This is a genomic window from Micromonospora rubida (genome assembly GCF_009908295.1).
In the GTDB taxonomy this organism is placed as follows: Bacteria; Actinomycetota; Actinomycetes; order Mycobacteriales; family Micromonosporaceae; genus Micromonospora; species Micromonospora rubida.
Window position 1 is genome coordinate 274768 of the sequence record NZ_JAAALO010000002.1, and the last position, 13075, is coordinate 287842.

Annotated in this window: 6 protein-coding genes; all 6 read right to left on the minus strand. The window is 73.8% G+C overall.

The window, feature by feature from the left end:
• Window positions 1-132 precede the first annotated feature (132 nt).
• Window positions 133-3639 (minus strand): phosphodiester glycosidase family protein, encoded by a 3507-nt coding sequence (locus GVV04_RS05665; RefSeq protein WP_161685190.1) that lies wholly within the window; start codon window positions 3637-3639, stop codon window positions 133-135.
• 152 nt (window positions 3640-3791) lie between these two features.
• The gene (gene rho / locus GVV04_RS05670) at window positions 3792-6068 is read right to left on the minus strand and encodes a transcription termination factor Rho (protein ID WP_161685192.1); all 2277 of its coding nucleotides are present in this window, start codon (window positions 6066-6068) and stop codon (window positions 3792-3794) included.
• Between the two features lie 296 nt (window positions 6069-6364).
• Entirely contained in the window at window positions 6365-7309 is a 945-nt protein-coding gene (gene thrB, locus GVV04_RS05675; RefSeq protein WP_161685194.1) for a homoserine kinase, read from the minus strand.
• A gap of 118 nt (window positions 7310-7427) precedes the next feature.
• A complete protein-coding gene (locus tag GVV04_RS05680; RefSeq protein WP_161685195.1) occupies window positions 7428-8666 on the minus strand; it encodes an MFS transporter in 1239 nt (412 codons plus the stop codon).
• Window positions 8667-8677: 11 nt separating this feature from the next.
• Window positions 8678-9499, minus strand: coding sequence for a polysaccharide deacetylase family protein (locus tag GVV04_RS05685; RefSeq protein WP_161685197.1), 822 nt, complete (start codon window positions 9497-9499; stop codon window positions 8678-8680).
• Window positions 9500-9658: 159 nt separating this feature from the next.
• Window positions 9659-12940, minus strand: coding sequence for an efflux RND transporter permease subunit (locus tag GVV04_RS05690; protein ID WP_161685199.1), 3282 nt, complete (start codon window positions 12938-12940; stop codon window positions 9659-9661).
• Window positions 12941-13075 lie beyond the last annotated feature (135 nt).

Below are 13075 nucleotides of genomic sequence, written 5' to 3' on the forward strand. Positions count from 1 at the left end.
CTCACGGTCCCCCGGCCGCATCGTCTCTCAGGTGGCCGAAGGCGACCCCTGAGCCGTCTCGCGGGGGCCCTGGCACGGGACGGGCCCCGGCCGTTCGCGTTTCCGCGGCGGCCGGGGCCCTTGCTCACCTTCTCAGGCAGCGGGGGTCCGGGCGGCTGCGGCGGCCCTCCGGGTGAGGGCGACGGTGGCCTCGGCGCGGACGCCGTTGACCGTCACCGCGAGCTGGACCGTCGCGCCCGGACGCAGCGCCGTCAGCACGCCGGTCGCCGGGTCGAACCGGGCCACGTGCCAGGGCCGCAGCCCGACGACCGATCCGACGAGGACGCTCGGCGAGGCGGACCAGTCCGCGCTGACCGGGGCGGCCACCGGCACGACTCGCCCGCCCGGCTGGGTCAGCGTCGCGGTGACCCGGGCCGGGGCGCCGACCGCCACCGTCTCCGGCGCGGCCAGCGCGAGCTGGTCGACGTGGGCGTGGAACTCGGCGGCCACCCAGCGGGGGCCCTCGGCGAGCGGGTCGCGGCGGGCCCGCTCGGCCTCGGCCGGGGTGACCGGGTCGACGCCGAACTCCGTCCAGCCGGTGAAGCCGCCGAGCTGCGCCGGGGTGGACGGATTCTTGCCCGAGTTGCCGTTGATCACGTACGGCACCCCGTCGACCCGGTCGGCGTGGAACGTGCCGACGTGGCCGTTGACGACGAGCGCGCCCTTGCCGGTGCGGTGCTGGAAGTCGGCGAGCCACTGCTCGACCAGCGCCGCCTCCTTGCGGTCGCCGAGCTGGCTGGCCTTGGCCGGGCTCGGGTCGCGCGGCGGGTGGTGGAACAGCACGGCCACCGAGCCGACGTTCCGGTCGGCGGCCGCCCGGTCCAGGGTGTCGCGCAGCAGCTCGACCTGGTCGAAGCCGCTGCCGCGCAGCGACCCGGCGGCCGTGTTGAGCGTGACGAACCGGGTGCCCGCGTGGTCGAAGACCCGCGAGGTGGCCCCGAACGCGGCGGTGAAGTTGCCGATCGGGGCACCCATGATCTCGTGGTTGCCGGGGACGTAGTAGTAGGGCAGCTCGCCGCCCAACTCCTCGTCGAGGATCCGCTTCGCCAGGGCGAAGTCCGCCGGGTACGCGGTGTCCACGAAGTCCCCGTTGATCACCAGGAAGTCCGGATCGGCGGCCCGGATCTCGCGCAGCGTGCGGCGGGCCTGGGCGACCAGGTCGCTGTCCGGGGCGGCGGCGACGAACTGGGCGTCGGACATGACCGCGAAGCGCCAGGGCGCCCCGTCGACGGTGCCGTCACGCAACACCACCCGGTCGGTACGCGGCTCCTCGGCCGGCGCGTCGACCGTCGGGGGAACCTTCGCCACCAGGTCGTCGACGACGATCTCGCTGGTGTACTGGGCGGCGGCGTTGGTCTCCGCGACGTAGAACCGGCGCACCCGCACCGGGTACTGCACCCCGGCCGGGACGGCGAACTCGACGTACTTCCAGCCGGTCCAGGTGATCAGCGGGCCGCGCAGCACGTGCTGGGTGTCCTGGGCGTCGTGCAGGTGCAGGCTGGGCCACTCCCCTTTGCCGCTTCCGTTGATCCACATGCCGAACGCCTGCGGCTGGCCGGGCACCTCGATCCAGGCCGGCGGGTCGGCGTACGCGGCGCGGGTGCCGGTGGACTGACTGAAGTCGTACGACATCTTCAGGCCGGTGCCGGTGTGGCCCGGCGCCGGGGCGACGGAGCCGCTGGCCCGGGCCTGGCTGAACTTCCAGGACGCCGCGTCGTCGAAGGTGGCCACCGGGACGTCGGTGAGCCCGACGGTGACCGGCAGCACGGTGGTCCGGGCCCCGACGCGCACGGTGACCAGGGCGGAGCCGCTGTCGGTGAGCGCCTTGACCGAGAGGTTGCCGTCCTCGGTGGGGGTGACGTCGAGCAGGCTCCGGTCGTAGTCGAGCCGCAGGTCGGCGGGCTCGATCGGGGCGGTGTTGCCCTCGGCGTCGTAGCCGACGACGCCGATCAGGGCGGCATCGCCGGCCCGCTTCAGGCCGACCCGGTCCGTGGTCGCGTCGATCCGGGCCAGCGGGCCGAGCACGGTGAGGGCGAGCGTCCCGCTGGCCCCACCCCGCTGGGCGGTGACGGTGGTGCGGCCGGGCAGGAGGGCCCGGAAGACGCCGCCGCGGTCGACCATCCCGTGGACCGCGGGATTCACCCGCCAGGCCGGGGTGCCGGCCGCCGGGCCGTACGTCTCGTCGTGGCCGGCGGCGGTGAGCCGGCGGGTCAGGCCGGGGAAGACCCGGTCGGGCCGGCCGCCCCGGACCGGGGCGACGCCCGGCGCGGCGGTCGGGTCGCTGGTGGTACGCAGCCAGTAGCCGGTGAGCCGGCCGCTGCCCTTCGGCGCGTAGATGGCCAGGCCGTTGGGCACGGCGCGCTCGGCACCGTCGGACGGGCTGTTCGCCACCTCGACGGTCGCCTCGCCGGGGCGGCGGGCCAGCAGGGTCGAGGAGCCGCCGCCGTCGAGGTTGAGCGCGGTCCACGCGCCCAACTCGGCCATCATCCGACCCATCTCGGTCTGGCTGACGCCCCGGCTGTCCACCTGCCGGCCGTCCACGGTGAGCATGATCATGCGCTTGCCGTCGGCGGTGAAGCCGACCGCGGTGCGCGGCGCCAGGGAGGCGTCGGCGATGCTCTGCACCGCCCCGTCGCGGACCAACACGCTGCTGCCGCCGACCGCCGCGCGCAGGGTGCCGCCGTCGGAGGGCTTCGGCTGGTACGCCACGCTCACCGCGTCGCCCGGCCGCAGGCCGGCGAGGGCGTCCGCGCCGGCGTCCCGGCCGAGCAGCACGGTGGTGCCGGCGGGGATCGGGCCGGCGCCGGCCGCCGTGGTCACCGTCGCGACGCGGCCGTCGACCACGGTCACCTCGGCGACGCGCTGCGCCCCCTCCACCGCACGTTCCCGGGTGTACGCGCCCCAGAGCGGGGTGAACAGGCCGATCCCGTTCGCCTGCACCATGTTGTTGAACTGGGTCAGCGGCACCGGGCCGGCGGGCAGGGTGGCGGTGCCGTCGAAGTTCACCTGGATCACCCGGCCGAGGCCGTCGGCGCTGATCGCGACGGCGTTGTTGTGCCCGGCGACGGGCGACTGGACCAACTCCCCGGCGCGTACCCCGATCCCCTGGGCCGCCCCGGAGTTGTTGATGTCGAAGAAGTCGCCGTTGACGGCGGCGACGGCCCGGGACCGGTCCACCGCACCGCGCAGCGGCTCGGCCTTCGCCACCTCGCCGGAGTTGACGTAGTCCACGGTGACCCCGCCGGTGAGGTCGGCGGTCAGCGCGTCGGCGCGTAGCCAGCCGTCGGCGTCGTAGCGGTCGAAGGAGGTCAGGTCGAGGCCGGGGGCGACCGGCCGGACGGTCTTCGCGGTTTCCAGGCCACCGGCCGGCTCGACGCCGGAGGCGGCGGCGCGGGTGGGGGCACTGGCCGCTGCCGGGTCACCGGCGAGGGCGACCGCGTCGGCGGGGGCGGACGAGGCGCGGGGGGCGTCCTCGGCGGCGGTCCCGCCGGCCGGGGCCGGGGGTGGGCCGGCCGTGGCCGGCGCGGGGCCGGTCAGGGTGAGTAGCGGCGTCAGCAGCAGGACGCCGGCGAGGTGAGCGGATCGACTGCGGGTACGCATGGGCGCCAGTCAACCCGACGGTGAACAGAAGTTTCAATACCTGGCGGCTTAACCGAAGGAAAACTTCACGTCGGCCGACCCGGCCGGCCTGCCCCGACGACGCGGAAGGGCACGGCCGCGAGCGGCCGTGCCCTTCCGTCAGTCCCTCCGGGTCACTCCCCCGGCGTGGACTTCGCGATCTGCATCAGGAACTCGATGTTGGTGCGGGTCTGCTTGAGCTTGTCGAGCAGCAGGTCCATCGCCGCCTGCGAGTCCAGCGAGTGCAGGACCTTGCGGAGCTTGTGGAGGATTGCCAGCTCCTCGGGTGCGAGCAGGACCTCCTCCTTACGCGTACCGGACGGGTTGACGTCGATGGCCGGGAAGGTCCGCTTGTCGGCGATCCTCCGGTCCAGCTTCAGCTCCGCGTTGCCGGTGCCCTTGAACTCCTCGAAGATGACCGTGTCCGCCATGGACCCGGTCTCCACCAGCGCCGTGGCGATGATGGTCAGCGAGCCGCCGTTCTCGATGTTGCGGGCCGCACCGAGGAAGCGCTTCGGCGGGTAGAGGGCCGTGGAGTCGATACCACCCGACATGATCCGGCCCGAGGCCGGCGCCGCCAGGTTGTACGACCGACCGAGCCGGGTCACCGAGTCGAGCAGCACGACGACGTCGTGCCCCAGCTCGACCAGGCGCTTCGCCCGCTCGATCGCCAGCTCCGCCACCGTCGTGTGGTCCTGCGGCGGACGGTCGAACGTGGCCGCGATGACCTCGCCCTTGATCGACCGCTGCATGTCGGTGACCTCTTCGGGCCGCTCGTCCACCAGCACCACCATCAGGTGGCACTCCGGGTTGTTGTGCGTGATCGCGTTCGCGATCGCCTGGAGCACCATCGTCTTACCCGCCTTGGGCGGCGACTGGATGAGTGCCCGCTGGCCCTTGCCGATCGGCATGACCAGGTCGATGACCCGGGTCGTCAGGATGTGCGGCTCGGTCTCCAACCGCAGGCGCTCCTGCGGGTAGAGCGGAGTGAGCTTGTAGAACTCCGGCCGACGCTTCGCCTCGTCCGGCTCCATCCCGTTGATGGTGTCCAGCCGCATCAGCGGGTTGTACTTGTCCCGCCGCTGCTCGCCGTCCCGAGCCGAACGCACCGCACCGGTGATCGCGTCACCGCGCCGCAGGCCGTACTTCTTGATCTGGGACATCGAGACGTACACGTCGTTCGGGCCGGCCAGGTAGCCGGTGGTCCGGACGAAGGCGTAGTTGTCGAGCACGTCGATGATGCCGGCGACCGGGACGAGGACGTCATCCTCGCCCACCTGCGGCTCGCGGCCTCCGCCGCCACCGCCACCGCCGACGCCAGCGCCGACGCCGTCCTCGCCGCGCTCACCACGGCCCCGACGGCGGTCCCGGAAGCGACTGCGCCGGCCCCGCCGGCCGCCGTTCTCGTCGTCGTCGTCGTTGTTGTTGTCACGATCTGCGCGCGGGCCCCGGTCGTTACGGTCGCCCCGGTCGTTGCGGTCACCGCGATCGGTCCGCTCGCCACGGTCGGCACGCTCGGCCCGGTCGGCACGCTCGGCCCGGTCGGTCCGCTCGCCACGGTCAGCACGCTCGGTCCGCTCGCCACGGTCGGCACGGTCGGTCCGCTCGCCACGGTCGGTCCGCTCGCCACGGTCGGGCCGCTCGGCACGGTCGGTCCGGTCGGGCCGCTCGGCACGGTCGGTCCGGTCGGGCCGCTCGGCACGCTCGGGCCGCTCGGCACGCTCGGGCCGCTCGGCACGCTCGGGCCGCTCGGCACGCTCGGGCCGCTCGGCACGCTCGGGCCGCTCGGGCCGCTCGGCACGCTCGGGCCGCTCGGGCCGCTCGGCACGCTCGGGCCGCTCGGCACGCTCGGGCCGCTCGGCACGCTCGGCCTGGTCCCGGCCGCCCCGGCCCTCGCCGCGCTCCCGGCGGCCCTCGCCGCGCTCGGCGGACTCGGTGACGGTCGCGGCCGGCGCCTCCTCGGCACGAGGCTCGGCCGGCCGGGTCTCGGCCTCGGCGGCCCGGGACTCGACAGTGGCGGCGGCCCGGCTGCGCCGGGTCCTGGTCCGGCCCTCGGTCGGCGCGGCAACGGCCGGCTCGGCCTGGGCCCGGTTCTGGTCGGCGCCGGACGGGGTCTGGGAGACCTCCACGTGCACCTCCTCACGGGCGGGGGCAGCAGCCGCGACCTCGGCCCGCGGTCGAGGGGTCCCGGTGGCGGCACCGCCCTGACGTTCGGTGATCGCGCTGATCAGCTCGCCCTTGCGCATGCGAGCCGTACCAGAGATGCCGAGCGACGCGGCCAGGCTCTGCAGCTCCGGCAGCAGCATCGCCGACAGACCGGTGCCGCTGCGCCGACGGCGAACGGGGGCGGCGGCGGTGGCGTCGCCAGCGACGTTGGAAACATCCGACGTCACGTCGGTGGTGTCGCTCAATGGATTCCTTCCCTCGATAGGCCGGGACTGCCCGGAGTCGACAAGCAGGTGGCCGGGCGGCCTCGGTGCACCCGCCTCGCATGACGCGTCGCGGGAGACTGTAAACAGCAGCCGGTCGGGGTTCCCGACTCACCAACATCGGTGAGCAGGTCTCGCCGTCTGCGGGCGACCTGCGGAAACTGCGGTGCGGCGTGGGCCTTAAGCAGAGGTGACGGGCTGACCGCCGAGAGCTTCGGGGGTTCGCCGACCCGCAGGAAGATCGCATGCTTCGCGGCTGTGCTAAGTCTAGAGCGTAATCAACTCTTCCGACCTGCGGCAACAGGGTCCCGCTCGGCGTGTCCAAGTCTACCCCGTGCGACCCGTGCTCCGTGCACGTCTATGGCCAACCGCAGAATCCGCCACCCTGTTCCCACCGAGAAGCCCGGGCCAGGCTCGCTCAGCGCCAGCACCGTCGGCCCGGCCCCACTGACCACGGCAGCCACACCGGCCGCACGCAGCGCGTCGACCAGGGCAGACGTGCCGGGCATCCCCTCGGCGCGGTAGTCCTGATGCAGCCGGTCGACCGTGGCGGGCAGCAGCAGGGCCGGCTCGGCGGTCAGTGCGTGCACCAGCAGCGAGGCCCGGCCGGCGGTGAGCGCGGCGTCGGCATGCGGGACGGAGCCGGGCAGCGCGGCCCGGGCCACGGCGGTCAGGCCGCGCTCCTCGGGCACGAAGACCATCGGCCGCACCCGGTCGTCGACGGCCAGCGAGACCGCGCGGGCGCCGGACGGCTCCGTCCAGGCGATCGTGAAGCCGCCGAGCAGACAGGGGGCCACATTGTCCGGGTGTCCCTCGATCTCCGCCGCCAGCCGCAGTGCGCCCGCGTCGTCGAGCCGGGTGTCGCCGTCGACGACCAGCGCCCGGGCGAGCTGCACGCCGGCCACGATGGCAGCCGACGAGGAGCCCAGGCCGCGGGCCTGCGGGATCCGGTTGACACATTCCACGGAAAAGCCCGACGGCTGGCCGCCCAGCGCGTCGAAGGTGGCCCGCATCGCCTGGGCGACGAGGTGCGCGTCGTCGTCGGGCAGCTCACCCGCGCCCTGCCCGGTCACCGTCACCCGGACGCCGTCGGGCACCACCTCGGCGGCCACGTCGTCGTACAGGCCAAGCGCCAGCCCCAACGCGTCGAACCCCGGACCGAGGTTGGCGCTGGTGGCGGGGACCCGGACCTTGACCGGCCCGGACACGAATGTCGTCGGCACGCGCTCATGCTAGGCCGCCGGGGCGGCCCGGCGGCGGTCCGCCCGGCCCGTGGGATTCGTCCGTCCCCGCCAGCCTGCCGGAACGGTCACGAGGCGTGACCCCACTCCCGTCCGACGGTCAGCGGGCCGGCGCGGGCTCGGCGACCGGGTCGGTCAGCGAGAGCCGCCGGGTGGCGATCCGCCAGCCGACCGCGTAGACCAGCGTGACCAGGCCGCAGCCGGCCAGCACCACCCGCTCGTCCACCAGGTCGATCACCCCGGCCACCACGAGCTGGCTGACCGAGACGGCGAGCGTCGCCAGCATCATGTCGGTGGCGAAGACCCGGCCGCGCAGCCGGTCCGGCACCTCGCCCTGAAGGGCGAAATTCGACATCACCCAGTTGCTCCCGCCGGCGAAGTGCGCCACGAAGACCAGCGCCAGCACCAGCGGGAACCAGTCGACCACCGAGGTGCCCAGGTAGGCCAGGCCGTAGAGGGACATCGACAGGGCCAGGCCGGGCAGCAGCCAGGCCCGGTTGGTCAGCACCCGGCGCATCAGGATCGGACCGACCAGCGCGCCGGCGCCGCGCACCGCGAAGAGCAGGCCGGTGCCGATCGCGCCCACCCCGTACAGGCCGGCGAGCAGCGGGAAGACGGTGAGCACGCCGTTGCCCAGTCCCACTGCGGACTTCACGGTGACCAGCCCGAGGACCCGGGGACGGTGACCGATGTAGCCCAGCGCCTCCCGGATCGCCGCCCAGGTGCGCTGGGCGGGCACGGCGGCGTCCCGGGGGGCCTGCAACGGACGGCGGATCAGCGCCGCCAGTCCCACCGCCAGCGTCAGGCCGACCGCGGCCACCCAGAAGCAGACGTACGGGCCTGCGGCGGCGCTGAGCACACCGCCCAGCGAGGCGCCGACGACGGTCATCGTGCCCCAGGCGGAGCCGGCGACCGCGTTGCCTGCGGCCAGTTCCTCCGGGTCGAGGACGTTGGGCAGGGCGGCCTGGGCGGCCGGGGAGTAGAACGCCTTCGCCACCGCCACCACGGCGATCCCCGCCATCGCCAGCCACGCCGTGTCGGCGCTGCGGACGCCGAGCAGCAGCAGCACGCCGAGCAGCGACGCCACGTTGGCCGCCATCATGATCTTCTTGCGGTCGAACCGGTCGGCGATCGTCCCGGTGTACGGCAGCAGCAGCGCCACCACGCCGGTGTCCACGGCCAGCACGAGCGCGCCCCAGACACCGCTGCCGGTCAGCGTCGGCAGCAGCACGAGCAGCGGCACCATGACGAACCAGTCGGCACCGAAGACGACCAGCTCGGCCAGGAAGAGATTGCGGAAGTCCCGGTTGCGGACCAGGACCGAGGTGGTGGGCGACACGTACCGGGACCCTACCCGCCGGCGCGTGGCAGGCTCGCCCGGCTCAGCAGCTCGGAGACGGTGACGAAGGTGAAGCCACGGTCCCGCAGCCCGGTGATCATGTCGGGCAGGCCGCGCAGCGCGATCAGCCGGTTGGCGGGCCCCACGTCGTGGGCGAGCAGGATGGCGCCCGGCTGCACATCGGCGACGATCCGGCGGGCATGCCCGGCGGGGTCGTCCGGGAACCTCCCCTCGAGCATCTGCACCGACCAGAGCACGAGCCGGTAGTTCAGCCGGACGGCGGCGTGCAGCACCGCGCCGCCGAGGTGCCCGTACGGGGGGCGGAGCAGCCGGGGGGCCACCCCGACCGCCTCGGTGATCGCCTCGTGCGAGCGGCGCAGGTCGTCGTAGACCTCGGTGGCGTCCTTCCGGGCCAGGTCGTGGTGTGCCCAACTGTGGTTGCCCACCTCGTGCCGGCCGAGCCGGTCGCGCAGGATGCCGCCGTGCTGGCGGACCCGCTCCCCCACCAGGAAGAACGTGGCCGGCACGGCGTACTGGTCGAGGGTGTCCAGCGCCATCGGCGTCCACTGCGGCCTCGGGCCGTCGTCGAAGGTGAGCGCGACCAGCCGCTGCTCGGTCCGGACCCCCCAGACGACCGACAGCTCGCCCGCGCCGACCTCCTGGCGGTCGCTGCCCAGGGTGGCGCTGGCCGGGCCGCCGGCCAGCGGCAGCTTGCGGTCGGCGATCCAGGTGGTCTCGACGGTCGCCCCGGCCCCCAGAACCCCGCCACCGACGACCAGCCCGGCCCGGCGCAGCACGGCCCGCCGCCCCCACCGACCGACGCCGTCCGCCATTGCCCGCTCCCGCCCCCAGTGAACCGCCGCCGAGAGCGATTCGAGACCGCCATTATGCGCGTGCCGACCAGGCGCACCGAGCCGGGTGTGCGGCGGACCCCGTACGCAACGCGCCCCCGCCGGAAAAACCCGGCGGGGGCGCGTGGTGGCTGCGAACGGCTACTCGGCCGGCGGCAGCGGGGACTGCCGGCTCTTCGGCAGCCGCAGCACCTCGAACTGGTCGGTGCCGTCCACCAGGGCCGCCGAGGGCGCCGGCCGGGCCGGGCCCGCGGGCCGGGCCTCGGACGCACCGGACGGCGAACCCACCAGCGCCGGCTCGCCGGGGCCGGTGACCGGGGCGTCGCCCGCGCCCGGCGCACCGGACTCCGGCGCCGACCCGCCGGTGCGCCGCAGACGGCGGGCCCGCAGCGACCCCTTGGTGTTCTCCACCATCGTGTACAGCGTCGGGACCAGGATCAGGGTGAGCAGGGTGGAGCTGAGCAGGCCGCCGATCACCACGACCGCCAGCGGCTTGGAGATGAAGCCGCCCTCCCCGGTCAGCCCGAACGCCATCGGCAGCAGGGCGAAGATCGTCGCGACCGCGGTCATCAGGATCGGGCGCAGCCGGCGCCGGCCGCCCTCGACCACCGCCTCCTGGACCCCCATGCCCTGCGACCGGTACTGGTTGATCAAATCCAGCAACACGATCGCGTTCGTCACCACGATGCCGACGAGCATCAGCACGCCGATCAGCGCCGGCACGCCCAGCGGGGTGCCGGTGGCCAGCAGCAGGCCGATCGCCCCGGTCGCCGCGAACGGGATCGAGATCAGCAGGATCAGCGCCTGGGTGAGGCTGCGGAACGTCGCCACCATGATCAGGAAGACGATCGCGATGGCGGCCAGCACGGCCAGCCCCAGGTCGGCGAACGCGTCCTCCTGGTCGGCGCTGACGCCGCCGATGCTGATGCTCGCCCCGGGCACGTCGATCGCGTCCAGCTTCTTCTGCAGCTCCTGGCTGGTCGCGCCGAGGTTCGCGCCGGTCCCCGTGCCGGTGACCGTGACGCTGCGCTCGCCGTCGATCCGGGTCACCTGCTGCGGCCCCTCGGCCTGGGTGATGTCGGCGATGTCGTCCAGCTTCACCGGGCCGACCGGGAGGGCGCGCAGCTCCTCCACGGTCGTCGGCGGCTTCCCGCCGCCGCGCAGCACCACGTCCTGCTGCCCGCCGTCGAGGGTCACCTGTCCCAGCGGAACGCCCCGGTACACCTGGGCCACGAGCTGCCCGACGGCCGCCTCGCTGAGCCCGACCCTGGCCGCGGCCAGCCGGTCGACGGTCACGTCCACCCGCGGCACCCGCTCGGCCAGGGTGGTCGAGACGTCCTCGACGTCGGCCGTGCCGGCCATCGCCGCCCGCGCCTGCTCGGCCGCCCGGGCCAGCACCTCCGGGTCGGCCGCCTGGACGACGACCGCCAGCTGGTTGGTCGCGCCCTGGCCCCCGCCGAAGCTCAGCTCACCCACCTCGGCGCCGAGGGCGTCGAACTCCCGGCGCAGCGTCCGCTTCACCTCGGCCGCGTCGGTGTCGCCGTCCAGCGCCACCGAGAAGGTGGCGGCGTTGTTACCCCCGCCGCCCGCCCAGGGCTGGTCGCTGCCGCCGGCGCTGACCTGGTACGTCTCGACGCCGTCGGTGCGCTCCAGCACCGCCTCGACCCGGCGGGCCGCCTCGTCGGTGGCCGCCAGGCCGGTGCCGGCCGGCAGCTGCTGGCTGACGGTCAGGGTGTCCTGGCCCGAGTCGTCCAGGAAGTTGGTCTTGAGCGCGCTGGACAGGCCGAACGTGCCGAGCAGCACCAGCAGGCCCAGACCCAGGGTGATCCAGCGGGTGCCCCGGCCCCGGGTGGCGAACCCGATCACGGGCAGGTACGCCCGCTGCAACGGGCTACGCAGCTCCTTCTCCTCGACCGCACGGCGTGCGGCGGCGTCGTCCGCCCCGCCCCGCTTCGGCTTCAGGAACCAGTACGCCAGCACCGGGATCACCGTCAGCGAGACCAGCAGCGAGGCGAGCAGGGCCACCGTCACGGTGATCGCGAAGGGCGCGAAGAGCTGCCCCACGAAGCCGCCGACCAGCGCGATCGGGGCGAAGACGGCCACTGTGGTCAGCGTCGACGCGGTAACCGCACCGGACACCTCACGGACCGCCGTGAGGATCGCCTCCCGCTTCGGCTCGCCGTACTCCAGATGTCGTTTGATGTTCTCCAACACCACGATCGAGTCGTCCACCACCCGGCCGACGGCGATGGTCAACGCGCCGAGGGTGAGCAGGTTGAGCGAGTAGTCGCCGATCCAGAGCGCGATCAACGCCACCAGCACCGACAGCGGGATGGAGACCGCCGTGACGACGGTGGAGCGCACCGACAGCAGGAAGACCAGGATGACCACGATCGCCATGACCAGGCCGAGCAGTCCCTCGGTGGTGAGGCTCTCGATGGACTTCTCCACGAAAGGCGCCTGGTCGAACACGACGGTCAGGTCCGTGCCGGAGGCCGAACGCAGGTCGGCGAGCCGGTCCCGGATCTCGTGGGAGATCTCGACGGCGTTGCCGTCCGGGGAGGCGATGACCGCGACGCCGAGGCTGTCCCGGCCGTTGGTGCGGGTGAGCGAGGTGGCCGGTGCGAGCTGCTGCTCCACGGCCGCCACATCGCCGAGCCGGACCGGGGCCGCCTTCGGCGCGGTCGGGGCCAGCACGATGTCCTTGAGGTCGTCGACGGAACGGATCGGCGTACCCACCTGGACGGTGAGCGACCGCGAGCCGTCGGAGACCGCACCGGCCGGCACGGCGACGCCGTTGGTCTTCAGGGCCGCGCCGATCGCGGTCGGCGCGAGCTTCGCGGCGGCCAGCTTGGCCGGGTTCGGGGTGACCGTGACGACCTGGTCGCGGGTGCCGGTCACGGCGACCGTGCGGACCCCCTCGATCGATTCCAGCTCCGGCACGACGGTGTCGCGCAGCTTGTCGGCCAGCGCCCGCTCGTCGCCGCCGCCGGCCGCGGCGATCATCACGACCGGGAGGTCGTCGGTGCTGCCCGTGAGGACCTGCGGGTCGACGCCCTCGGGGAGCTGGGCGTCGATCCGGCTCAGCGCGGTCTGCATCTTGTTGACCACGCCGTCCAGGTCGGTGCCGAACGCGAACTGCACCTGGACGGTGGTGGAGCCCTCGCGGGACGTCGAGGTGACCTCCTCCAGCCCGGGGATGCCCTGGAGGCTGTTCTCGATCGGCTCGGTGACCTGAGACTCGACGATCTCGGGCGCGGCACCGGGGTAGACCGCCACGACGAAGGCCCCGGGGAACTCCAGCGACGGCAGGAGTTGCTGCTTCAACGACGGCACGGCGAACAGGCCGAACATCGTCGTGACCACCGCGATGAGGGCGACCAGCCCCCGGTTGGCGAGGCTGAATCTGGCAAGCAGCGACATCGGCGAGGCTCACTCCTGAAGAAGAGGGCGGAACAGTCCGGTGAGGGGGATTCTGCCGCACCGGATCCCTTCTCCGGCGCGCGGGCCTCGGCCGGCGAGCCCGCCCCGGGGTGACCTGGGGAACGTCGGCGGGCC